Origin of the sequence: Thalassospira sp. (assembly GCF_002709775.1) — a bacterium.
Taxonomy (GTDB): Bacteria; Pseudomonadota; Alphaproteobacteria; order Rhodospirillales; family Thalassospiraceae; genus Thalassospira.
This window is the reverse complement of the sequence record NZ_PAQR01000011.1, coordinates 75873-100464: the sequence shown is the minus strand read 5'-3', so window position 1 is coordinate 100464 and position 24592 is coordinate 75873. Positions and strand designations below refer to the sequence as shown.

Here is a 24592-nt window from a genome sequence, read left to right as displayed (position 1 = left end):
CTTATCCCTCATATGCGCGACAGATCAGGGGCGCGAAACCGTACCCATCGCCATGGATACCATCAGGTAACTGAACCCTGACGATAGCAGGTTGATGCCCAGCAGCAAACCGATTGCCCATGTTGCCGAGCTTGGCAATTTGGCAAAGATCAGGATACCGGCCAGAACCGAAATCCCGCCCGAAAGCAGCATCCATTTCCATCCCGGGAACTGTTTGAGCCAAAGCGCCATCATGGTTTCAAAAAGACCATGCAAGAGAAAGGCAATCGCCAAAAGGACCGTCAGCGTCACAATGCCGCCTTCCGGCATGAAGGCAAGCCACCCACCGATCAGCGCAAAGACAGCGCCCTGAATGACATCAAGGCTGCGGCGTGTGGGCGTATCGGCATTCCAGGCACCATAAAAATGGCCAAGCGCCCCGATCAGAAACAGCCAGCCAATCACGGTTTTAAAGGCAATTGTCGTCACAAAGGGAAAGGCCACTGCCAGCACCCCCAGGATCAGCATCACAATCCCGACCGTACGCAAACGTTTGCGCCCCTTTTCCAAAAGGCCACGCATTTCCGGCGTTCCGTCATTGACGATCAAGGTCATGGTAAGGTGCTCCTGACTGCTATGGGGCGCAGCAACATCAACTTGAAATTGCTTCGAAGTATAAACCCAACGCTTTGAGAATAGAACAAGTTCCCGGTTTCGGCTTGACCGGACGAACCAAAAGACCGCAATGCAAGCGCCCGCGGCCTTTTCTGAAACGATTATAAAAAAATGGTGATAACTGGTTCACTATCGCAGGCTTTGACAGGGCGCTTTCAAGGGTTTATTCAAATTCACAAGCTTTCCAATCGGGATGGAAACTCGTGTATTACACGCCGTTAAACTGCCTGGCTGCCAGACGCACGCTGTCACTTTGTGTGGCGTGGTTGTTGCTGGTTAACGCGCTGTTCTTCGGCTTCATGCATGCGCCGGTCGCCCTTGAAGCGGTGCCGACAGCCAACACAGAAGTTTCCCAAACCTATGTCCCACTGATCATCTGCACCGCGAATGGCATCAAGACCATTTCGGTTCCAGCCGACCTTGCCGAAGATCGCGCTGCCAATCCGCACAGCTCGGACGCCTTTGACGGTTTCCAGTGTGCGAGTTGCGGCCTTGGCAACCATGCGGCTGGCATGCCGGTTGAACCGGAATTGCCGCTGGTTCATCGGGTGCGCCTATCGAACAAGGTCACTGCCCTTCACATCACCGCACGCCTGCATGACTTTTGCCCGATTGCAGCGTCGCCACGTGCACCGCCTGTGGTGATCTGATCCGGTTTCTGATTGCGGCTGCTCTATCCCGCGGTCTTGATGGTCCTTTGACGCCACAGCTGTATCTAAAGTGCGTGGCCCTGCATCCGATCTGAAACCTTTTTTCAGCCGAAAACCGGCGCATACCGGGCATTCCCCGGTTCACAGACTGGTGTCGATACGCGACGGCTTTGCCGCGTATCTGTAAATTTGCCAATGGGAGATCCCCATGAACAAAGACGACGCCTTGCACCTATTGGAAAAACTTGCTGAACCCGCCGTTTTAACATTGCCGGCAGATGCCAGCATTGGCCACCACGCCGAGGACCACACATATGTTTACATTGTGCAGGCCGGACTGGCTTTGCGCTGCAAATACACCGAACAGGGCGAAAGACAGGTTTGTCGCGTCTATCGTCCCGGTGATGCGATCGGCCTTGAAATGCTGGCTGTGACCGACCCGTCATTGGTGATTGAAACCATCGCACCGTCGGTGATCAAACGTATCCCGATCCAGCGGGTCCGCCTTGCCCAGCAAAATGACGCCCGCGCGCAAGCCGCAATGATGTCGCTTCTGGCAAGCGAGGTCATGGATGGCCAGCAGCTCAAGATCAGCTTTGGCACAGGTTCGGCCATGCGCCGGATTTGCCGGTTCCTGTTATGGTCAGCCCATAATGATCTGGTAGCACTGCCCAACCGCGAAAAGCTTGGCAATATTGTCGCCACCACGACCGAAACGGCCAGTCGCATGATCGCCAATCTGAAACGCGAAGGGGCGATTGTGCGCAATCCGCGCATGCCATCGACCATGCGTATTGATCGCGACAAACTGTGTAAGGTCGCAGGTGAGCCGCAACAGCAAACCGCGGCCTGAAACGACAAAAACGCACCGGGACAATTTCCGGTGCGTTTTTCTTTCAAGCCGCGTTTGTGCGCGCCTTATACGCCTTGATCAGGACTGCGCGATCGGGAACTGCGCTGGCGAGGTCAGATTGGCCTTGAGCAGGTTTTCCATATCGCCCGCATTGATCGGCTTGCTGAAATAGAAGCCCTGAACCTCATCAACACCTTCGGAGGCGATATGTTCAAGCTGGGTTTCGGTTTCAATGCCTTCGACATTGACCGCCATGCCAAATGATCGTGCAAGGAACACCACCGCACGCACGATGGCCGCATTGCCATCGGAACTGTCGATATCAATGATAAACGAACGGTCGATCTTGATCTTGTCCACCGGGAAACGTTTGAGATAGGCGAGTGACGAATAGCCCGTGCCGAAATCATCAATCGCAATCCGGATGCCCTGATTACGCAGGATGCCCAGCGTGATGGCCGCTTCGCGCGGGTTGTCCATAACCGCCCCCTCGGTTACTTCGAACTGCAACTGATGGGGATCGAGTTCGGTGCGCGCAAGCACTTCGCCGACACTTTCGATCAAGTCTTCATGACGGGCCAGCTCAAGCGGCGACAGATTGACCGAAATCGTCAGATCGCCATAGCCAGCATCACGCCATGCCTTGGTCTGTTCGCAGGCACGGTTCAAAACCCATTTGCCGATATCGGCAATGATGCCCATGCGTTCGGCCACCGGGATGAAATCAACCGGGCTGACCTGCCCACGGGATGGGCTGAACCAGCGCACCAGGGCTTCCATGCCGATGATACGATGACCGCCAATATCAATGATCGGCTGATAGAAAAGCTCGAGCTCGTCATTTTCAATCGCATGGCTGAGGTCGCGTTCCATCGCCTTGCGTTCCTGAACCTCGACCTGAAGCTTAGGTTCAAAGAAGTGATAGCGATTGCGCCCTTCGGCCTTGGAGCAATAAAGCGCCAGATCGGCATTACGCAGCAGGTCCTTTTCATCGCGACCATCCTGCGGATACATGCATATCCCAACAGACGTCGATGCCTGCACTTCGTTGCCATCAAGCATGAAACGCTCGGAAACACGTTCGATCAAGCGCTGCGCAACAAAGGTCACTTCCTCGACCGAGCCGGGTTCATGGATCAGGACAGCAAATTCATCCCCACCAAGTCGCGCAACCACGTCCTCATTACGCAGGCAAACCCGCATGCGCTCCCCCACCCCCTGCAAGAGTAGGTCGCCGATCGGATGGCCCAGCGTGTCATTAATGTCCTTGAAGTTATCAAGATCAAACATCATCAGGACAAAGTGGCTGCGTTCGCGCTTGCTGCGCTCGACTGCCGCTGCCAGACGTTCCTGGAACAAGGTGCGGTTGGGAAGCCCCGTCAGGCCATCATGATGGGCCAGGAACTGAATGCGGGCTTCGCTGCGTTTGCGATCGGTAATGTCGGTGATCGATCCATCAATCAGAACCGGGCGTCCCTGATCATCACGGACCAGTCGGGCATTTTCCTCGACCCAGATGATCTTGCCATCGGCCCGGCGCATTTCGGTTTCAAATCCGTGCACAGCCCCATCGCGCAGCAACCGGCCGGTGATGCGCAAACGGCTGACCGGGTTCAGGTAATGGAATGACCAATCCTGTTCCTTGTTGATCAGCTCGTCGACCGTTTCATAACCAAGGATCGATGCGAATGCCGGGTTGGCCGAATGCACACGACCAAGCGGAATGCTCTGGAACAGGCCCTCGGCCGAGTTTTCGAAAATGCCGCGGAATTTTTCTTCGGCGTGGCGCAATGCGCGTTCGACGGAAAGCTTTTCCGTCACGTCCTGCCCGATGCAGATCACACCGGCAACATCGCCATCCTCGCCGAAATGCGCGCGTGCATTCCATTGCAACAAACGCACTTCACCATCACGGCGCTTGAACGAGAAGACTTCGTCCTTGATGATTTCGCCTGACAGCAACCGGCGCACCGCCATGCGGACCCGCGCACGGTCATCCTCGACCAGCAGGAAGTCAAAGAAGTTCTGCCCGGCGGCCTCCATCCAGGAATAGCCAAATGTCCATTCGCATTCGCGGTTATATTCAAGAATGCGTCCCTCGGCGTCGAGGAACATGATCACGCTGCCAGCTGTTTGTACCAGTGCACGATAGCGTTCCTGACGGCGGCGCAAATCATATTCTGCCTGCCGGCTTTTGGTAATGTCGGTGATGGTGACACTGTACCCCAGCAACACCCCGCCTTCGCCGCGAATTTCGGTGGCATTCACCCGCACCCAGAGCTGGCTGCCATCGGCACGGCGCATTTCAAGATCGCGGGCATGCACCCCCTTGCCCGATGCAAGGTCGCGTCTGAGCTGAACGCGGTCGTTGTCGCTGGCATAAAACGTTTCCGGATGACGGAAATAGGCCTGCGTCAGTTCGCGCACGGAATCATAATTAAACAGTGACGCGGTTTCTTCGTTCACACTGGTAATGGTGCCTTCGGCATTGAGTTCGATAATGCCATGCACGGCATGTTCAAGCGCGCGGCGATAGCTTTCCTCGCGCGTGCGTTCCTGCCCGAACAGCACCAGACAGCCCGATGTATCAAGCGTGATATATTGCCAGAAGAAGAACCGCTGCCCGTAATGCATGGTCCGGGTGTTATCAGAATCAAACTGCGGACCATTTTCGCTGACCAATGGGCGCTGGTCATTCGGGTGCGTCAGATCAAGCGGCGAAGAAAGCCCCATCTCAAGTGCGAGCTGTTCGGCCGCGCGGTTGGCACTGCGGAGCCGACCATTATGTTCAACCAGCAAGACCGGCAGCGGGGAGATCAGCGATCCGATCCCCGAAGACACATTGGCATCAATAATCGTAAAGCGGATAAAAGTCCGGCGACCGATGGTCAGCGACCAGCCAAAGATAATGCGCGCGGTATCTCGGAAACCGCAGGCGACATGATGATATCCATGATTTTCAAGAAGGCGCTCGGACAATTCCTTGATCGGATCGCACAGGCCTTCGACAACATCAGGCGAAACCCACTGACCAACCTGCACGCCATGATCATAGGTGTCGCGCCAGGCCGCGTTTACAAGCATTCGCCCTTCGTCTGGATCATATGCTCCAGACGGCAAACACAGGTGGCTGATCAACGCCGTCAACGTACCGACGGAATCGATTGCGTTGATGTCTCCCATAGCGGCTTTATTCGTCATGTTTGTTGTCGCTGCGCGACCATAACTGCTACCCCATGCAGTGCAAAGCCAAATTTTCCCCGACGAGAGCCAATAACCCCAATCATTCCGCTTGCATTTTTATAGCGGCTTCATTTTTGTTATCCGGATCGCGCGCACCGCGTTTTTCGCGGCTTATATGGCCCGCACGACCGATGACAACAGAATGCCAACGATTTCACTACGTATTCCTTAAAATCGCCATGAAAACGCTGAAATTTCATTGCTTAACTGTTGCCCATGAAGGGTTATCAGCATACCATCTTCTTGCTCGGTGGTTTTCACACTGCCCGGACAAGATCGTCAAATGTCTGGATGAACAGCGTTTCAGGGAACCATTCTCGATAAGGAGTAACCAACGTGATTTCGCATCAGGACGCCTTGATCTACACAATGGTTATGGTTTCGGCCGCCGATAATGACATTACCGATGCCGAACTTTCCGCGATGGGCCGCCGGGTCCGTTACCTTCCGATTTTTGCCGGGTTTGACAATGATGGCGTGACCAGTGTCGCGCGTGATTGTGCCAAGCTGCTGGGCGAAGAAGACGGCATGGACCGCGCGCTGGATCTGATCCGCGATGCCCTGCCGCGCAAACTGCGCGAAACGGCCTATGTCTTTGCCTGCGAAATCGTCCTTTCCGACAGCGAAATCAGCCAGGAAGAACTGCGCATTCTGGAATTGCTGCGCCACCGCCTTGATATCGACCGCTTGGTCGGGTCGGCGATTGAACGCGCCATGGCGGCACGCTATGTCCGGCCGGGTGATTTCTAAGCACAGCATTTTGTCTGGCGTCATCAGCACAAAAAACTGGATGGCCTGTAAGATCAAAATTGCGGAACCAAAAGCGCGCTTGGGGCGTTAGCCCAGAACTCGCTGCTTTCACGGATGCCGCAATGTGATATGGCCTGACCGACAACTTCTATCGACTTCGTGAACCCATTGCTGGCCGGGGTTGCGTTGCCTGTTCTGATTTTGCCACCGCCAAATACGATCGCCATACAAAGGAACTGCTGTCATGACCGCTCTTTCCGGGGAAAACATTGCCTTCATCGGACTTGGATTGATGGGGCGTCCGATGGCGCTTAATCTTGAAAAGGCCGGTGCGGTTCTGACCGTCAATACCCGCAATCCCGAGACGCTTAATGCCTTTGAAGACCTTGGCATCGCCACAGCCGGAACCCCGGCCGATGCCGCGGCCGAGGCTGATATTGTCATCATCTGTGTAGCCAACACGGTCGCGCTTGAAAACGTCCTTCTGGGTGAAGACGGCATTATTGATGGCATGGAAGAAGGCACGATTGTCATCGATATGGGCACCACCTCGGTCGAGGCGACCCGGCGTTTTGCCGATGCGGTTGATGAGGCTGGAGGCACCTGGATTGATGCCCCGGTATCGGGCGGCACGCACGGGGCTGAAAACGGCACACTTTCGATCATGGTTGGGGCGGAAAAGGAAGATTTCGAACGTGCACGCCGTGTGTTTGATGTTCTGGGCGCACGCGTTACCCATGTTGGGGACGTCAGTTCCGGTCAGATCGCCAAGGCCGCCAACCAGATGATTGTCGGCATCACCATTGGCGCAGTTGCCGAAGCCTTTTCCATGGCCGATGAAGCCAATGTCGATCTGGAAAAACTGCGTTCAGCACTTACGGGTGGTTTTGCCGATTCAGCCATCCTGCAAAAGCACGGCGAACGCATGATCGAACGCAATTTCGTGCCGGGCGGCAAGGTCGTTACCCAACGCAAGGACCTGTTCCAGGCGCTTGAATTTGCCGAAGGCGAACTGGGTGTCGAACTGCCGATCACCCGCCTTGCCATGGAACTTTATGACGAACTGATCGAAATGGGCGATGGCGATCTGGATCACTCCGCCCTGATCAAAGTCTATGAAGAAGACTGATCCCGTTTCCGTCGAACTGACATCGGTTTTGACCTGCCCCGAATGCGGGCATATCGAAACCGAAACCATGCCGACCGATGCCTGCCAGTATTTCTACGACTGCAAGGGCTGCGGCGCTGTTTTGCGACCCAAACCGGGCGACTGCTGCGTTTTCTGTTCTTATGGCACCGTCCCCTGCCCGCCGATCCAGTTGCATGGCCGGAGCAAAGATGGCGGCTGTTGCGGACACGGTAACTAGGGTCCAAACTCATTCAAATGACCGACCCGGCAATTGATATGAGAGAAATGGCAAGGAAAAGCCCGCAGATCGGGGTGATCCCCGACCAAGGGATTTGACGCAGAGGCTTTCTCTCACATCAATTGTCCTTCGGATCACCCGGATTTGCACGGGCTACTTTGTCGCAAAACATTGAAAGATATATATCTTCCTGCGTTTTTGCTTCGCGTATCCGCACAAATCCGGGAGACCGGGACGATTATTTGAATGAGTTTGGACCCTAGGTCCCCGAAAGATCAGGCGACAATGCCCGGCTTGTGACTGCCGATCCGATACAGGTAAAGTCGATCCGACCCGGTTTTCATCGGCACTTCGCCAAAGGCCTGCCACCCCGGAATGGCAAAGGCGCGCGATATCACGATCCCGCCGTTTACCATCCGTTCGGCCAAAACATCCCCCACATCGCTCATCACGCGCGGATCAAGGAAACAGACCACAACATCCCCTGGATCACGATCAAGGGTGCGAAAATCAGCCCGGATAAAATCAAGATTGGGCTTGGCCGCCAACACGGCACGCATGCGACTGATGGCATAAGGGATTGGCGAAAGCTCGATCCCCGATACTTTGACGTCGGTCCTTGCGCGCGCAATCGCCAAAGCAAGATCACCCCAGCCCGATCCGAAATCGGTCACCACCTTGGTATCATTCGGGATATAGGCGATGATTTCTTCGGCCGCCTTGGGTGACGTCGGCATCGGAACAGCACGCAGACGGATTGCATAAACCGCAATCAGCGCCAAAATAATCCCGACAAGGGCCAGTACGGATAAATCAGTCATCAACCATCCAGATATGTTAGGGTCCGCTCCGGGCAGTCGTGCCACAGGCTTGCATATACCGCAAGCCGCGCTAAAAGCACGAAACAAAGTCATTTGCAGAAGATCGAAGTCATGAGCCACGAAGAAATCGACAGCCGCGTCACAGAGCTTGAAACACAGCTTACCCACATGGAAACCGTCGTCAGCGACCTGTCCGACATGATCAAATCGCAGTGGGATCGTATTGATGTTCTAGAACGTCAGAACAAATTAATGTCATCTGATATTAAACGCATGATCGATTTCCTGCGTACAGCACCAGAAGACGACGCTCCACCACCGCATTACTGATGGCATTGCGGTCCGTCGATTTCGGCTGCCATCCCGCGCATTTGAAAGACCGATGTGACCAACCTTTATCTCGACATACCCACCTTTGACGCCTTTGAAAAAGTCCTCGATGGCGGGGTTTATCATGCCCTGCCCGATGACTGGTGGGTCGGCACGTCCGATGTCATCGGATCGACCAAGGCGGTCGAAGCCGGGCGGTACAAGGACGTCAATATGGTCGGCGCATCGGTTATTTGCGCGGTCAGTAACGCGCTTGGCCATTCCGACTATCCATTCCTGTTTGGCGGTGATGGCGCAAGCTTCGCCTGCCCGCCTGATAAAATCGATGCCGTGCGCGATGCCATGGCCGCAACTGCGACCTGGGCGGTTGAAACACTTGATCTCGAATTGCGGGTTGGGCTGGTCAGGATTTCCGATATCCGCGCGGCAAACCGTGATGTGCGTGTTGCCCGCTATGCTGTCTCCAATCCTGTATCCTATGCCATGTTTGCCGGCCGCGGCATGCAATGGGCCGAAGACCAGATGAAGCAGGGCAACAACCTGATCCCGCCTGCCCCACCCGGCAGCCGCCCCGATCTGACCGGGCTGTCATGCCGCTGGTCACCGATCCGGGCCGAAGGATCAGATGTGATCCTGTCGATCATTGTTGCCCCGCGCGATGACCGAGCGCAGTTTGATGAGACCGTGGGCAATCTGTTTGCCATCCTTGATGACAGCCCGCGCAAAAGCAGCCCGATCCCGGCAAGCGGCCCCGACGTCGCCTTTCCGCCGCCCGGCCTGCATCTTGAGGCCGAGGCGACCAAACACAAGGAAGGCGGCTATGTCAAAGCCTGGCTCAAGGCGCTTTATATCGCGCTGATCGCGGCCATCCTGATGAAAACCGGCTGGAAGCTTGGCGCGTTTGATCCGCGCCGCTATCGCGATTACACCGGCTATAACACCGACTTTCGTAAATTTGGCGATGGATTGTGGATGACGGTGATGTGCAGTGCCGCGCGCGCCGAAGAGGTCGAGGCACACCTGCACGCCGCCGAGCTCAGCGGTGCGGTGCATTTCGGCACCCATCGCCAACGCAGTGCGATCATGACCTGCATCGTGCCATCGATCACCAATGATGCGCATTTCCATTTTCTTGATGGTGGCGAAGGCGGCTATACGGCAGCCGCAACCGCCTTCAAGGCAAAGGTCAAACGCGACAGGAATGCGGCCCTCACACCCGCCAATGCATGAAATGCATCAATTGTTGCGAGACAATAGATTCCTTGCATGACCTTGCTGTTTGGCGGACACTCCCCTGATCCCGGAATGATCAGGACAGCCCCATGGACACCCGCGAGCTTGAAACCCTTATCGCTGTTGCCGACGCGCAATCCTTTCACGGTGCCGCAGATCGCCTTGGCCTGACACAGCCCGCCGTCACCCGCCGGATCCAGCGCCTTGAAGAACGCATCGGCAAAAGCCTGTTTGATCGCACGACCAAGCCACTGCAACCGACCATCGCCGGCCACCGGGCGCTTACCGAGGCCCGCGATCTTCTGCGACGCCTTGACGGGTTCAGTGACTCGGTTGCCGGTAACACCAAACGCCACGGCCCGTTCCGGCTTGGCCTGAGCCACGGGGCAGCCCCGCTTCTTGCTGCCAGCGAACTTCGCGCCCTGCACCAGATGTTCCCGGATATGTCGCTTTCGATCAAGATGGGCTGGTCGGCGGAGCTTCTTCCGCTTCTGCGCCGGGGCGAAATTGATGCCATGCTCTCGCTTGATGGGCCGAATGGCATTGTTGGCGGGGTGCAAAGCCGCGATTTGCCAGCAAGCCTGTCACCACAAACATTGCTTGATGATCATATCGTCGCCATTGGCCCGAAATCCGGCCGCGATCATCCAGCCAATATTGCCGAGCTTGCCCAAAACCCGATGATCCTGATGCCCGAAGGCTGCACCTTCCGCGCACTTGGCAATGCATGGGCGCATAAAAACGGGGTCGAATTTACCTCGGTCCTTGAGGTGTCCGCCCTTGAATTGCAGATCGAAATGGTCGCTGCCGGGGCCGGATATGGCATCATGGCGCGACGTTTCTGCCTGCACAGCCCGGCAGCCGATCGCATCAAAATCCTTGATATTCCCGGCATGAATTGGGGTATGGCGATCACGCTGATCCGCCGCGCTTCAAGTTCCGATCTTGATGACATTATCGACAAGGTCGGGGAGCTTGTGATGGAGGCCGGTAAAATATCCAACATCGATCATGCAGAAATGTTATCAGCTTCATAATCCGAATGAATTGGACGCATAGCGCCACCGCGTTCACTATCACAACAACAAAACAGGTATCTCGCCGGAGAAAACGTCATGAGCCCCACTCAAAGCCCCACCCGTATGGCGCTTTTGCGCGCCACCAAATGGTTTCCCTGGATCGTATTGCTGTGTGGCGGCCTTGTGCTGTCGCTCAACCTTGGTGTGCGCCAGTCGCTCGGGCTTTTCATTCCAAACATGCTCAATGACACCGGCTGGAGTGCTGCGACATTCGGTCTGGCCTTTGCCATTCAGAATCTGATGTGGGGTGTTTCCGCCCCGATTGCCGGCGCACTTGCCGACCGCTTTGGCACCACACGAACCCTGATTGGCGGGGCTGCAATCTATGCCGCAGGCCTTTACATGATGGGCACCTCAAGCTCGCCCGGTGAACTGCACCTGACGGCTGGCTTCCTGATTGGTACCGGCGTTGGCTCCACCAGTTTCCCTGTCATTCTGGCCGCCATCAGCCGTGTCTTCCCGCCCCATAAACGCAGCTTTGCACTTGGCCTTGCCTCGGCCGGCGGCTCCGTCGGGCAGTTTGTCATGGCCCCGACCGCGCAGATGCTCAATGGCTCGCTCGGTTATGTCACAACACTTATGATTTTGGCCGCCATTGCCATGCTGATGGTCCCGGCCGCCTTTGCACTGACCGGCAAGGCCGATGGCCATAGCCCGACAGCAACACCCGACCTTGGCCCGCAAGGTCTGATGGCAGCCTTTCACGAGGCGCGCAAACATCGCGGCTTCATGTTGCTCAATGCCGGCTTCTTTGTCTGTGGCTTTCACGTAGCCGTGGTGACCACCCACCTGCCGACCTTTACCGCCCTATGCGGTCTGCCAAGTTCTGTTGCGGCCGAAGGTCTGGCACTGATCGGCCTGTTTAACATCTTTGGCACGCTGACGGCGGGTTGGGCCGGCGGACGGTTTAGCAAGAAGTTCGGCCTGTCATTCATTTACGGCATGCGGGCTGTGGTCATTCTGATCTTTATCTTTGCGCCCAAAACCTCTGAAACCATCTTGCTGTTTTCCGCAACACTTGGCGCGCTTTGGCTATCCACCGTGCCGCTCACCAGCGGGCTAATCGCGCAGGTCTTCGGTCCGCGTTACATGGCCACCCTGTTTGGCATCGTCATGCTCAGCCACCAGATCGGCGCGTTCTTTGGCGCCTGGATGGGCGGGATTGTTTATGACATGACCGGTAATTTCGATGCTGTCTGGTGGGTCTCGGTCGCACTTGGCGTCTTTGCCGCTCTTGTGCATATGCCGATTGATGACCGCGAACTGCGCTCGACTGCCAAGGCATAACGCAAGCGGCACATAGCCGTTTCACCAATATCAAGCAGCGCCGGACACCAATCTGGCGCTGCTTTTTTTGATCTCTTTTCCAACCATCTGCTTTGCGCTAAAACGCAGGCCATGGACAGACCGATTTACATCACCCCCGAAGGGCTTAACGCCCTTAAATCCGAACTTGACCACCTTTGGAAAAAGGAACGGCCGGAAGTCGTAGCCGTCGTCCATTGGGCGGCGGGCAATGGCGATCGTTCGGAAAACGGGGATTACATCTATGGCAAAAAGCGCCTGCGCGAAATTGATCGCCGCGTGCGCTATCTGCGCAAGCGGATCGAAGATGCCGTAGTTGTCCGCGCCGCCGAACAACCCGATCATGCCCACATCTTCTTTGGCGCCACCGTCACTTATGTGAATGCGCGGGACGAAGAAAAAACCATCCGCATCGTCGGCGAGGACGAGGCAGACAGCCTCAACGGCAAGATCAGCTGGATCTCCCCGGTCGCACGCGCCCTGATGAAATCGGGCGTCGGCGATGTCGTCACGGTCCGCACCCCGGCCGGCGAGGACGAGCTCGAAATCCTTGAGATCAGTTATCCGGCGTAACACTACATCCGGCTTTTGACCCGACGCGTTGGCTCGGCGATCAGGGGATCATCGGGCCAATAATGTTTGGGATAGCGCCCCTTCATCTCCGCCTTCACCTGCGCATAGGATCCGTTCCAGAACCCGATCAGATCACTTGTCACCTGAATGGGTCGTTGCGCCGGGCTTAGCAGATGAAGCGTCACGGCAACCTTGCCATTCGCCACCTTCGGCGTTTCGGTCGCGCCAAACATTTCCTGCATGCGCACCGGAAGCGCCGGTGTATCGCCACTATAATCAATGCGGATGTTTGAGCCCGTCGGCACCTGCCAATGGGTTGGCGCCAGGCGATCCATTTCCTGTCGCTGGTTCCAGTCAATACCGGCGAGCAACGCCTCAGACAGGTTGATCTGCTTAAGCTGACCGCGTTTGGTAATGCCCGACAGATAAGGTGCCAACCAGTCTTCAAGCGATCCCAGAAGGCCGTCATCAGAAACATCCGGCCAAGCATCCCCCTCCACCCGATGCAGGAACGCCAGCCGTTCGCGCAGGCCGTTTGATGCCTTATCCCATGGCAGGCAATGCAGACCGAGCTTGCGGATGCCCTCGATCATGGCGGCCGCAATCGCGTCGGGGTCGGCCTCATCTTGGGTGGCTTTTTCCTCGAGCACCAGCGCACCAATCCGGCGTTGCCAGCGGGCGGCCACCGCATCACTTTGGCTATCCCAGAAAACCTCTGTGCCTTCGGAAATCTGATCGACAAAATGGGTTTCAAGGGTGGCGCGCGCCACCGGAGCAGCGAGGTAAATCTTGGCTTCGCGCGCTTGTCCATCAAGTTCGGCAACTGCAATATAGGGCTCAGACGCCAGACTATCTTCATTGGGCAACACACCGCCGCGCCCGCCGGACAGGCGATAGCGCGCGTCTGCCCCCTTGCGGCGTTCCCCGATCCGGTCGGGGTAGGCAAAGGCCAGAAGCAGCCCGACCTCATCGGCGTGATCGACCTTCTCCCCCGCCGATTTATCAAGCCCTGCTTGTTTGGCAGCATCACGCAAACGGCGGGCAAGTTGTTTGGCGGCCTCGGTGATCATTTTGGGGGCGCGGCCCTTTTGGATGGCCTCGACCCGGATGCGCAAATCCGCCCCGCGCCCGCGCATGAAATCACGATCAGACAGGAGTGCTGCCAGCGCACAGGCAACCTCATCCAGACCAAGCTGTGCGCCGCGCAACATCATATGCGCCAATCTGGGATGGACCGGCAACCCGGCCATGGCAGTGCCCATCGGCGTAATGCGGTTATCCTCATCAAGTGCTTCAAGGCCGCGCAAAACATCGCGCGCCTGATCAATTTTGGCAGCGTCCGACACATCCAGCCACGGCAGGGTTTTGGGATCCGTAACACCCCAGCGCGCCAGTTCAAGCGTCAGGGGGGCCAGATCGGCATCAGATATTTCGGGCGCGGTAAAGGGTGCTCGCGCGCGCTGTTCATTTTCCGGCCACAGCCGATAACACACGCCCGGCTCCAGTCGCCCGGCACGGCCGCGCCGTTGCTCGGCACTGGCTTGTGATGACTTGACCGTCACCAACCGTGTCATGCCCGATGCCGGATCAAAGCGCGGCAAGCGTTGCAGGCCGCTATCAACCACCACCCGGATGCCATCAATGGTCAGCGACGTTTCGGCAATGGCCGTCGCCAGAACCACCTTGCGCTTGCCCGCGGGTGCGGGCTGGATCGCAATATCCTGCGCCTTGGCATCCATCGCGCCATAAAGCGGGGCGATGATGACGTCACTTCCCACCGCATCCTTAAGCGCACTTTCAACCCGGGTGATTTCGCCCTGCCCCGGCAGGAAGGCCAGGATCGATCCGCTTTCCTCGCGCAGGGCGGTTTTGATCGCGGATGTCATTTCCGCGTCAATGCGGGTATTGCCCCATTTATCGGGCTTGGTCGGGATATATTTCGTTTCAACCGGATAGGCGCGGCCTTCGGATGTGATGACCGGGCAGCTGCCCATCAGATCGGCAATTGGTCCACCATCAAGGGTCGCGGACATCACCACCAACCGCAAGTCATCGCGCAGCGCCCCTTGCGTTTCAAGCGCAAGGGCCAGACCCAGATCGGCATCAAGGGATCGTTCATGGAACTCGTCAAACAGGATTGCGGCGATGCCGGAAAGCTCCGGATCATCCTGAATCATGCGGACCAGAATACCCTCGGTCACGACCTCGATCTTTGTATCCTTGGACACCTTGCTATCAAAGCGCACGCGATAGCCCACGCGCCCGCCAACCGCCTCGCCGAGTAACTGCGCCATGCGCCGCGCACTGGCACGCGCGGCCAGACGACGGGGTTCGAGCATGATGATCTTCTGATCCCCGCGCCACGCACAATCAAGCAACGCCAGCGGCACCTTGGTCGTCTTGCCAGCACCCGGTGGCGCCTGCAAAACGGCATTGGTGCCTCCATCAAGCGCAGAGATAAGCTCTGGCAGGACGGCATCAATTGGCAGGGCGGGAAATCGGGAACTCATATGTTTTCAATACTCAGCTTGGCTCGGCAGATACCTGTTTGCGGGCATTGCCTAGCAATATCCCTGTGCGCTTGTCCGGGGCAATGAAAATTGCGCCGGATCTTGTCGGGAAACCAGTATCGGATTGATGCGGCTCAATGCGCGCCACCCCGATCATGATACAGTGGCCTTGTTAATTCGGGCAGTTTCCCGCCTTCGGCTTGATAACACATGAAGGACGATCTGCGCACAATGTTCTCACCCCTCAGGAGTAGGAGACTAACCATGAAAAGATTTCTCGCAATCACCGCAATCGGCCTGATGCTTGCTGGTGCTCTTGGCGTCGCCCAAGCGCAGCAAGGCACGCAAATGATGAACCAGACCGGCCAGGGAATGATGCAAGGCCAAGGTACGATGCAAGGTTCCGGCATGATGATGGGTCAAGGTCAAGGCCAGGGTATGGGCATGGGATATGGCGCTGGCAACATGATGGGCCTCCGCAACGGTACCATGGGCCCCGGGATGATGAACGGTGGCATGATGATGGGTGGCATGATGGGCAAAATGCATGGCCCGGAAATGATGATCGTCATGATGGACACCAACGGCGATGGCCAACTGCAACTTGAAGAGTTCCAGGCCGTCCATAACCGGATGTTCAACTATCTTGACGAGAACGGCGATGGCCAACTGACCGTCGACGAGCTGCGCCAACGCTAGGGCAAACACGTTCGGCTATTTGACTTTGCGGCTCTGCCTCTTGGCAGGGCCGCCGACCTGTACTGCTAATATCGGGCAAAACCGGGATCAAACAAGGCGAACAGGCTCGCCATATTGCCCCAACAAAGTATCGGCAGTGAGGAGCAATATGCCCTCGGCTTTTGCTTGTGCAATCAGAATGCGATCAAACGGATCCTTATGCACCGGCGGCAACGTATCAACAGTGATTGCATGCTCACTCACCATGGGGAGTTCCAGATATCCGTTATCAAGCATCGCTCGGCGAATAAGCCTTGGGTTCGCCTTGAAGTCGGGCCTTTCAAGCGCATTCTTGATCGTGATTTCCCAAATATTGATCGGACTGAAAAGAAGCTCGTTCTGAGGATCAGAAATCATCTTGCGGGCTTCAGATGACAAACGATCACTGTCCTTTGCCGCCCACAAGATCAACTGCGTATCAAGCAAGAGCTTCATCAGCCAACCCCGAACATTTCGTCGATCTCATCCTGCCCCATGCGATCAAAATCATCCGGAACCAAAATTTCCTCATCCTGCAAGAAGCCGATACGCTTTGGGGCCGTGGCATTTTCCTGATAGGCCGACATTTGCACGACTGGTTTGCCCGCCTTTGCAATGACAAGCTGTTCACCACTCATGACGCGCGCGATCAGGCGCGACAAATGTGTTTTGGCCTCATGAATGTTAACGATGCCCATCACATCCTCCAACTAGACTAAGTTAACTTAGTTTATATTATTTTTGCGCAGAATACGATTGGGATTTCTTAAAGACAATCCCGCGCTCACTACCAATTCGTTGTAAGGTCTTCATCCCGCGCGTCAGCCCATAAAGCGTTTCCATCGCCCCTTCGGCCTTGGCGCGTGATGCCGCTGCGCGCGTGATGTCGTAAAGCGCGCGAAATTCTGCCTCCGGCAGGTTGCGCAAAGCGGTCTCGGTTGCCGCCCGCGTTGGATCGGGATGGGCAAAACGCAGCGGCTTGGTCGGGTCAAATATCGGCATGGCTTTATCGGTCAGGTTCGACTGATTCGGGTCTATTCCCTCTATCACAATTGACAGCGCCCAGACCATCCAGGCTTGCGTCCAGCGCATATAGTTTCGCCGATCCGGCCTGCCGTGCTTACTGATCCCGGCAAAAAACAGATCGCGCTCCGGATCAAAAAGCTTTTCCGCAGCCCAGCTCGCTACCCGCATCGCGCCATCGGTATCGCCAAACCGGATCAGGCTCCCCATCGCCTGCGCCACGGCATGGGCATCAAGGTAGCCGTCACGGCCCGCATAGCCTCGCGGCAGACCATCCCGATCAAAGCACTGCTCATGATAAAACTGCCATCCACGGGCAATCGCATCCTCAAGCCCGTCCGCACCCGACGCCCGCAGGCGATCAAGCAGATCAAGAACATAGCCAGTATGGAACCCATCCACGAACTGGTGGTGGGATCGCGTACCGTAAGCCCAACTGCCATCGGCCTTTTGTGCCCCGATAACGCGCGCCACCGCCTGCGTCGTTTTGTCATTCGGGCCGACCATCCGATACAACGCAAAGGCCGCCCACAGGCTGGCATTATGGATTTCAACATTGGTGTGATCGAAATAGGCGAAATAGCCATCCCGCCAGAACTTGTTTTCAATAACCCCTGCCGCCTTTTGGAGGGCGGGATGATCCGCTGCCAATCCACCTTCGATCAGGGCATCCACAACAAAGCTCGTGACAATCGCATTGCTTTGACGGCGCTTGGCGTGAAAGGCCCGCGCCTGCCATTCAAACGGGTATCCCCAGCCGCCATCAGGATTTTGCATACCCAACAACTGATCGCGCACATCGTAAAGCACCACGCCCTGCGCCGCCCCGCCCAGCAAAGCCAGCGTTTTGGGGTTAACCATCGGCGGAATTAGCACGGCCTTGCGCAAGGTATCCGGTCCTCGCTTGATCGCCTGCAGCCACGCCAAGCGCGCAAAGCGAAACCGCCCAAGCCCGCTTGCCCGAAATACAGCACTTTCAAGCCCGTCAAACGGATCGGCTCCGGCAAAGCCATCGGCGATCATGCGCGCAAGTACGCGATCCCGGATATCAATCAGATGATCTCTATCCATCCTCAGTTCCCTCACGCGCGGCAATCCCGGCAGCCATGCCGCAGCAGATCAGATAATGGCCGTAATTCAGTGTATTATCCGTCACCATGGTCAGCATCACCGACAGCAGAATACAGATCGCAAGACGCGCGTGACGCACCGTCCACAGCATCACACTCCATCCCGCAAGCCAAAGCCCCGCGCCCAGCAGACCGGTTTCAAACAGGATGCGAAAATGATCGTTATGCAGCGCGCCAAAGGAGGCAAAAGACTGATAGCCCGACAGGATTTCTTCCACCGCCCCGGCCCCGAAACCAAGCCATCTTTGCCCGGTTGATCCGCCTTGCCACTGCCCCCAGAAATCATGCCAGAAGGCCAACCGGCCACTGCCGTGGGTCAGAAACAGACGCGGCAGATAAAGTGCCGCGATCCAGCCGAGACCTGCGAGCGCAATGCCCCCAACAAGCCACGTCATGGCGCGGGAAAACCGGATCATCCCGATCAGATTGACCAGCATCGCCAAAACCGCAATCCGCGTCTGGCTGAGCAGGATGGCAACACCACTTGCAGCCGCGAGCCCCCCATGCCCCCGCCACCGGGCAACCGAACAAAGCGCAAACAAGCCCAGAAACAGAAACGGCTGATTAAAACGCAAACCCTCATGGGTCATCTGAAACGAACTCGAAAGCAGCAGGTAAAACACAAGAACCGGTATCATCAAACGAAGGCTGCCCCGGCCAATCGTAAGCCCAACCAACAGCCCGACAGGCAGCATCAAAAGATTGCCGATCAGGCGCAGCTTTTCGAGGTTTGCACCACTCCCCGTCGCGATCACACCGATCATTGCCGCAAGGATCAACGCCCCCGCCAGAAAACTGCTCCCAAACCGGCGCCGATAGCCGTAGCAGCACAAAACAGCAATCCAGACCCCCAGCAGAATAAGCTTGGCAGCCATCCCGCCCGCTGCAATCAGCCAGAGCGACGCCCCCATCGCGAGGTTCCCCAGCAGCACCAGCCAGAGCGGTAAAGACACCTCATGGTCCACAGTACTCAGGCCTCGCCCGTCGTCAATCGGGACTAAAGAAACGCTCCCTCTCATGGCTTGCTGCCTCTCGCAAGCAACGCGACAGGCTGCGCAAATTCAGATAGGCTAAAGCTCCTGATTTCAAAGCAGATTGGCAGACCTTGATGCTCTGGCTGGCGCAAAGCTGTTTGATGGCACAGATCATTCTCGCCCCGCTGATGTTGGGCGGACTTAGGCCTTGGGCGCTTGCCATTCTGGCTATTCTGACGGGTCTTGGCATTCTTACGATCTGCCTGCGCCCCGGCCCGGTTCTGGTCGGCAAACACCTGCGCTATCTCTGGCTGGCGATCGCTGCATTGATAGGCTGGTCTGTCCTGCAAAGCCTGCCCATCTGGCCAGTTCAGGCATACCCGTTCAACGCACCGCACATCGCCCTTGTACCTAATGGCTGGCTGAGCATAGCCACCTATCTGGTCTGGCTTGGCGGCGTAATCACCCTGACAGCACTGGTTGCACGCCTGCAGCCGCGCCTTCCCCACTTCATAGCCCGCACGGTCGTGTTTGCATGCGCCCTTCAGGTGGTTCTGGGGGCCAGTGCCGCACTGATGGGATGGCACACCACATTCTGGTTTGCCAAACAGGCCCATCTGGGCGACTGGACCGGCAGCTTTGCCAATCGCAATGCCTTTGGCACCTTGATGGGGTTTGGCATTGTGGCCTGTCTGTTTCTCTATCAGACGACCCGTGCGGTCAGTTTCACCAAACAGCTTGATCGGGCCGGCGGTTGGTTGGCACTGGCGATGATCTTCGCCGTTGCCCTTGTTCAAAGCCATTCGCGGCTGGCTTTCGTCATGGCGCTGGTTGGCGGGGCGCTGTTTGTCATTCTGACACCCCGCACACACACCAGCAGACTCATGCGATTGCTTGGAATTACTTTGGGCTGCATGGCGATCACTGCCTTGACTGCCATCGCATCGCCAGAGCTTTTCGCGCGGTTCACCGACCTTGTCCGCAGTGACCTGATCCAGCGTGATGATCTTTGGGCCACGGCCCTGCAGGCAATTTTGGAACGCCCCGTTACCGGCTGGGGTCCAGACAGCATTGCGCTCGTCATTGCTCATTTCGCCACCCCGAATCTGAACACCAATGCGAACTGGTTTAGCAGCCATAACCTCTGGCTCGACGGGGCGATCATATTTGGCATCCCGGCCATGCTGATCCTGGCGACAAGCTTCCTCCTTGCCATTAAAACGGCTCTCGCCAGCGGCCAGCAACCGGACATTCGAGCGCTTGTGATCGCACTGTTTGTCATGTGCGTGGTGGGCAGCATTGGCGACTGGGTCATGATCATGCCGGCCCTTATTCTGCCAGTGGTGATGCTGGCGATGGCAGGTTTTGAAGGCGCGCTTGTAACCCGTCGCGCAATGCCTGAATTCGCGGATCACGCGGCGCAATCGCCGTTGCCTGATCCAGAAGGTTTGCACTAGCGGTCACATCCAGCTCGACCAACATCTCAGCCTTAAGCCCCAGCAAAAGCGGATCAAATGGCATCTCTGCCAAACGTGCTCCAATGGCTGACTGGCGCCATTCAGTATCACTTGAGGCAAGCGCCTGCAGAAACTCCTGTGCGGCCCATGCAGTTGCGAACCCGTCCCCATTGGCAAAACCGGCACTTTTGTTTTCAAGCTGCGAAAGCGCCCTGCCCTCCGAGAACAAGACCAAGCCGCCAGTGCCCAACAACAGTAGCGCAATCGCCATCAAGGCCAGTTTCATGTCAGCTGCCCCTTCATCACGTTGGATGGTTGCGCCTTGCCATAGGCGGCACGGGGCTTGGCACCATTCAGAACAACGCCCTCCGGGATAATGTTGGCCGCGCGCAGTTGCGACAGGGCCTGAGCAATGTCGCGGCGTTTGCTATGGCCTGAGCGCAGGGCGAACAACCTGACATCGGCCAGGCCCAGTGCAATCACACCATCCGCCACCGATAGGATCGGCGGTGTATCGACAATCACATGATCGAACCGCGTGCGCAGGCGCTTGATCAAATCAGGCAACTGGCCGTCGACCATACCGGTCGCAAGGCTTCCCGGCACCGGCATCCGCGCCCCAAGATATCGATACCCTTCGTCATCCCCGTGTGCAGCAAGGGCTGTATCCAGATCCACAACCCCCGACATGACATCGGTCAGGTCATTGCGGTTTTCGCTGTCACGCGGCCGCGACGCTGGCGGTGCCGGATCATGCAAATCCGCATCAAGAACGATCACAGATGCACCAAGACCCGCCAGCTTTTCGGCCAGTGCATGGGCAATGTGGCTTTTGCCATCGCCAGATAGCGCGGAGCCCAGCGCAATCACCTGTCCATCAGCTTGGCTTTGGCTTTCTGTCCCCGGCCCCTGCGCCATGATCCGCATCAGAACCGCCAAATGCCCCGCGGCCTCATCATGCGCCGTTGCCAAATTTCCTGAGCCAGATTGGTCCGGAATGCGGGCAAAAAACGGTATACCCAAAGCCACTTGCGGATCAAATTCGTCATCAACACTTTGATCGAAATAATGCCGCAGCAAGGCGGCAACCACAGCCGCAAACACCGCGATCATCATGGCCAGCATCGCCAGATCGCGCTTGGTCGGGAATTCGGTTGCCCCGGGCAATGTTGGCGCACGCAGGATCGCCGCATCGCCATGAAAGGCCGCCATTTCGCGGCGAAGTGACTGCACTTGTTGGCCAAGCTCCTGAAGGTTAGTGCGCGCCATCACAACCGTGCGGTTCAGGGCCGCCTGCCCCTGAACGCTTGTATTACGAAGCGCCACCCGATCTTCCCAACGATCACGTTGGGCAGTTATCAGTCGAAGCTTTTCTTCCGCCCCGGCAAGCGCGATATCCATCTGATCGGCGACATTGCCTGCCGCCGCCGCCAACTCGCTTCGCAGATCATCAAGTTCGCGCTGCTTGCCCTGCATGATCGGGTGCTTGGGGCCATAGCGCTGATCAAGGGCGACAAATTCCTGCTTTCGGGTTTCAAGCTGCAACGAGATTTGGCTTACGACCGGATGCACCGCGACATCGGAAATCGCCAAAAGATCATCAAGGCCAGCCGCGTCCATCCGGCTTTCGCGCGCCAGCCGAAGGCTCGCGACTTCCTGCCCCAGCTTTTCGGCCTGCTCATCCAGGGCATAGATGCGATCCAGCATCCGCGCACTTTCATCGGCATCAAGAATACCGGCCCCGCTTTGTACGGTGGTCAAGTTGTTTTCCACCCCCGCCAGTTCATCTTGTGCCGTGTTGAATTGCCGCTCTGCCTCGCCAAGCTGCCTTCGGATGGTCGTCTTTTGCCGGTCCTCGCGCTGCCAAAGATAGCTTTCAACAATCGCCGAGAGGGCCTGTTGTGCTGTTTCTGGCTGCCTTGCGCTGAAGGCAACTTCGATTACCGCCGCATTGCCAATCCGGGCAGCTTCCAGGCCGTTTCGAAGGTTTAGCGTCGCAACTGTTTCTGGATCATCTGAAATTGGCGCATCCGGCTTCCCCGAAATCATCGCGGCGAGCTGACCAAAGATACTGCTGTTCGCGTGCCCGCCTGTCAGAGAAACGCCCTCACCCCGCAAAACCGAAAGTGCTGTCGACAGGGTTTCCTGACCCTTCACCTCGGCAATCGCGGTTTCGATTTCCTGAGCGGTGACGGTGCGTCGCCCCGTATCTTCCGAAAGCCGTTCCGTGATTTGTCTGTCCTGCGCAAAACCGATCTCAGCGACAGAGCGATAATCGCCCTGCCAGTTGGCAATCACGCTCAAAAGCGCAATCAGAACAGAAACAAAGACGAGTGCCGCCACCCCGCGCCGTTGCCAGAGAATGCCTAACAGATCCCGCAAGGACGGATCAAAGCGGTCTGTCGCAGGACGTGCCATACGATCGGGATGGTGGGGATGCTCTGTCATCTGGGGCTTCCATCCTCAAGCTCTGGAACGCCAACAGGACTCCCGTATTCCTCATCATCCCACAGGCTCCCGGAACCCGCGTTCTCCAAGCGGACAGCAAGATAGGGATACCCCCATAATTCTTCGATTTCCGACGGTTGCACAAAGCCAATTATGGTGGGTGACGCGGTGCTTTCAGTGCGCACGGCAAGTTCTGATTGCACGCCATCAAACATGACCGGCCGGTTCGCGCGACGCTCAAAAAGACGCTCTGCCAAATTTGCGGCACGGCTGCGCACGATGCCCGCAAGTCGATCCGGCTCGGGATGCAGATCAAGCAGTCTCAGAACCACACCACCCAGTATGGTTTCCAACAGAAATCGGCTGGTGCCGCTACCGAGGTTGAACAGACCAAGCAGCACTTCAAGGCTGTTCTCCGTGGCCGGCCAGTCGATAACAGGTCGTTCAGAACCGGGATCCTCTGACAAGACAGCGGCAACAAGCGCATCAATCAGCTGCGGAACATCATCTGGCTCATTGACCTTGGCGAGTTCCGTTTCAATCCAGCTGATCGCTGCCTGCCGGTTTTCTGGATCAAACTTCATGCTTGTCGCCGGTTGGGCCTGTAACTCGGCAGCCGATGCCAACATCGCGCAAAGGGCCAAAAGGGTCGTAACCTTTTGAATGGTCGCACGCAGGCGCTTGAATTGATAACTCACTACTCTTGGCAAAACGAGTTTGGCAAAGCCAAGAAGCCCCCGCGCATATCGCGGGATCATGTAACGCGGCTGGCACAGGATGCGCCAAAGAAACTCCAGTCCCGCCCGTTGCCAGATCATCGGGGCGCGGCGAACTTTACCGGCCAAAACATCAAACGCCCCGCCAACGCCCATGGCAAAACGGCACCCTGTCTTGGGCGCAAACTGATCGACAAACAGTTCCTTGCGCGGCGACGGCAGGGCCACGAACAGGGCATCTGGTTTGGCTGAGGCAACACATCTTGCGAGCTTTTCATCATCCGCCTCATAACCGTGGTGTGTGCCCACAATCATCAGCCCCGGGAAACGGGCTGGCAATGTTGCCTGCAGTTGATCGAGAACATCTTGCCGCGCACCCAACAGAAAGACCCGTGTGCCATCCTGTGCGAACTGCGCCAGAAGATCGGTCATAAGATCGATGCCTGTTACCCGCTCCGACACCCTGATGCCCATCAGGCGGGCAGCCCAAACAATCCCCATACCATCAGCCGACAGGCAATCTGCGCGAGACAGAGCGGCAAACAGCATGTCATCCTGCAAGGCGGCGGGCAGTTTGCACGCATTCAGGCTGTGATGGCGGAAACACTTTCGGCTCTCCGCCGCAGTCCCCTCGCGAAGCCTAAGACCAATCGTGGCGCAGATCTGGGCACGTCGTCGCGTATCAAGCGGCAAGCCGAAGAAGGCAGATTTTTGCCGTGAAATATCGTCGCGCATGCACCACCCCTGTCACCCCGCCCG

At 57.0% G+C, this 24592-nt stretch carries 22 protein-coding genes; 12 read left to right on the top strand and 10 right to left on the bottom strand.

The features are described 5' to 3' along the window. Positions 1-24: 24 nt before the first annotated feature. Positions 25-594, bottom strand: a complete 570-nt coding sequence (locus CMO10_RS06415) for an HdeD family acid-resistance protein (RefSeq protein ID WP_297019838.1) — start codon at positions 592-594, stop codon at positions 25-27. Between the two features lie 263 nt (positions 595-857). Here CMO10_RS06415 and CMO10_RS06410 point away from each other — a divergent pair, with 263 nt between their 5' ends. Together CMO10_RS06410 and CMO10_RS06405 are read left to right on the top strand one after the other, a co-directional pair. Beyond that, complete coding sequence (locus tag CMO10_RS06410) at positions 858-1304, top strand: DUF2946 family protein (RefSeq protein ID WP_297019835.1); 447 nt, start codon at positions 858-860, stop codon at positions 1302-1304. 208 nt (positions 1305-1512) lie between these two features. Then, positions 1513-2157 (top strand): Crp/Fnr family transcriptional regulator, encoded by a 645-nt coding sequence (locus tag CMO10_RS06405; RefSeq protein ID WP_297019833.1) that lies wholly within the window; start codon positions 1513-1515, stop codon positions 2155-2157. 78 nt (positions 2158-2235) lie between these two features. Here the strand turns inward: CMO10_RS06405 and CMO10_RS06400 are convergent, their stop codons facing one another. Further along, entirely contained in the window at positions 2236-5241 is a 3006-nt protein-coding gene (locus CMO10_RS06400) for a sensor domain-containing protein (RefSeq protein ID WP_297019831.1), read from the bottom strand. 495 nt (positions 5242-5736) lie between these two features. On the opposite strand from CMO10_RS06400, the gene CMO10_RS06395 reads away from it, so the two are divergent. From CMO10_RS06395 to CMO10_RS06385, 3 genes are all read left to right on the top strand, one after another. Beyond that, on the top strand, positions 5737-6150 hold the full coding sequence (locus CMO10_RS06395; RefSeq protein ID WP_082049805.1) for a tellurite resistance TerB family protein: 414 nt from the start codon (positions 5737-5739) through the stop codon (positions 6148-6150). A 244-nt stretch (positions 6151-6394) separates the two neighbouring features. After that, positions 6395-7279, top strand: a complete 885-nt coding sequence (locus tag CMO10_RS06390) for an NAD(P)-dependent oxidoreductase (protein WP_297019827.1) — start codon at positions 6395-6397, stop codon at positions 7277-7279. Then, positions 7266-7517 carry a GDCCVxC domain-containing (seleno)protein gene (locus CMO10_RS06385; RefSeq protein WP_297019825.1) on the top strand — a complete coding sequence of 84 codons (252 nt, stop codon included), beginning with the start codon at positions 7266-7268 and terminating at the stop codon, positions 7515-7517. Before CMO10_RS06390 ends, CMO10_RS06385 begins: the two co-directional genes overlap by 14 nt. A 275-nt stretch (positions 7518-7792) precedes the next feature. On the opposite strand, the gene CMO10_RS06380 is transcribed toward CMO10_RS06385, so the two are convergent. Further along, positions 7793-8338, bottom strand: a complete 546-nt coding sequence (locus CMO10_RS06380) for a class I SAM-dependent methyltransferase (RefSeq protein WP_297019821.1) — start codon at positions 8336-8338, stop codon at positions 7793-7795. A gap of 111 nt (positions 8339-8449) precedes the next feature. On the opposite strand from CMO10_RS06380, the gene CMO10_RS06375 reads away from it, so the two are divergent. The 5 genes from CMO10_RS06375 (at position 8450) to greB (ending at position 12858) form a co-directional block, all read left to right on the top strand. Then, a complete protein-coding gene (locus tag CMO10_RS06375) occupies positions 8450-8668 on the top strand; it encodes a SlyX family protein (RefSeq protein WP_297019820.1) in 219 nt (72 codons plus the stop codon). 54 nt (positions 8669-8722) lie between these two features. Continuing rightward, on the top strand, positions 8723-9898 hold the full coding sequence (locus CMO10_RS06370; protein WP_297019818.1) for a DUF3095 domain-containing protein: 1176 nt from the start codon (positions 8723-8725) through the stop codon (positions 9896-9898). A 92-nt stretch (positions 9899-9990) separates the two neighbouring features. Beyond that, the gene (locus tag CMO10_RS06365) at positions 9991-10938 is read left to right on the top strand and encodes a LysR family transcriptional regulator (protein ID WP_297019817.1); all 948 of its coding nucleotides are present in this window, start codon (positions 9991-9993) and stop codon (positions 10936-10938) included. Positions 10939-11016: 78 nt separating this feature from the next. Continuing rightward, on the top strand, positions 11017-12267 hold the full coding sequence (locus CMO10_RS06360; RefSeq protein WP_297019814.1) for an MFS transporter: 1251 nt from the start codon (positions 11017-11019) through the stop codon (positions 12265-12267). Between the two features lie 111 nt (positions 12268-12378). Further along, the gene (gene greB, locus CMO10_RS06355) at positions 12379-12858 is read left to right on the top strand and encodes a transcription elongation factor GreB (protein WP_297019811.1); all 480 of its coding nucleotides are present in this window, start codon (positions 12379-12381) and stop codon (positions 12856-12858) included. Positions 12859-12860: 2 nt separating this feature from the next. On the opposite strand, the gene hrpB is transcribed toward greB, so the two are convergent. After that, positions 12861-15368: an ATP-dependent helicase HrpB gene (gene hrpB, locus CMO10_RS06350; RefSeq protein ID WP_297019809.1), complete on the bottom strand. Its 2508-nt coding sequence runs from the start codon at positions 15366-15368 to the stop codon at positions 12861-12863. A 264-nt stretch (positions 15369-15632) separates the two neighbouring features. On the opposite strand from hrpB, the gene CMO10_RS06345 reads away from it, so the two are divergent. Continuing rightward, positions 15633-16067, top strand: coding sequence for an EF-hand domain-containing protein (locus tag CMO10_RS06345; RefSeq protein ID WP_064788496.1), 435 nt, complete (start codon positions 15633-15635; stop codon positions 16065-16067). An 87-nt stretch (positions 16068-16154) separates the two neighbouring features. Here CMO10_RS06345 and CMO10_RS06340 read toward each other — a convergent pair whose 3' ends face one another. Genes CMO10_RS06340 through CMO10_RS06325 form a run of 4 tightly spaced genes read right to left on the bottom strand, consistent with a single transcriptional unit; the run spans position 16155 to position 19191 of the window. Beyond that, positions 16155-16541: a type II toxin-antitoxin system VapC family toxin gene (locus CMO10_RS06340; RefSeq protein WP_297019805.1), complete on the bottom strand. Its 387-nt coding sequence runs from the start codon at positions 16539-16541 to the stop codon at positions 16155-16157. Continuing rightward, entirely contained in the window at positions 16541-16783 is a 243-nt protein-coding gene (locus tag CMO10_RS06335; protein ID WP_297019802.1) for a type II toxin-antitoxin system Phd/YefM family antitoxin, read from the bottom strand. Before CMO10_RS06335 ends, CMO10_RS06340 begins: the two co-directional genes overlap by 1 nt. Positions 16784-16820: 37 nt before the next feature. Further along, positions 16821-18179 (bottom strand): prenyltransferase/squalene oxidase repeat-containing protein, encoded by a 1359-nt coding sequence (locus CMO10_RS06330; RefSeq protein WP_297019799.1) that lies wholly within the window; start codon positions 18177-18179, stop codon positions 16821-16823. Continuing rightward, positions 18172-19191, bottom strand: coding sequence for an O-antigen ligase domain-containing protein (locus CMO10_RS06325; protein WP_297019796.1), 1020 nt, complete (start codon positions 19189-19191; stop codon positions 18172-18174). The genes CMO10_RS06330 and CMO10_RS06325 overlap by 8 nt, the downstream gene beginning before the upstream one ends. Positions 19192-19346: 155 nt before the next feature. On the opposite strand from CMO10_RS06325, the gene CMO10_RS06320 reads away from it, so the two are divergent. Beyond that, the gene (locus CMO10_RS06320; RefSeq protein WP_297019793.1) at positions 19347-20669 is read left to right on the top strand and encodes an O-antigen ligase family protein; all 1323 of its coding nucleotides are present in this window, start codon (positions 19347-19349) and stop codon (positions 20667-20669) included. 282 nt (positions 20670-20951) lie between these two features. Here the strand turns inward: CMO10_RS06320 and CMO10_RS06315 are convergent, their stop codons facing one another. Further along, positions 20952-23117 (bottom strand): GumC family protein, encoded by a 2166-nt coding sequence (locus CMO10_RS06315; RefSeq protein WP_297019790.1) that lies wholly within the window; start codon positions 23115-23117, stop codon positions 20952-20954. Beyond that, complete coding sequence (locus CMO10_RS06310) at positions 23114-24568, bottom strand: WecB/TagA/CpsF family glycosyltransferase (protein WP_297019787.1); 1455 nt, start codon at positions 24566-24568, stop codon at positions 23114-23116. The genes CMO10_RS06315 and CMO10_RS06310 overlap by 4 nt, the downstream gene beginning before the upstream one ends. Positions 24569-24592: the final 24 nt, after the last annotated feature.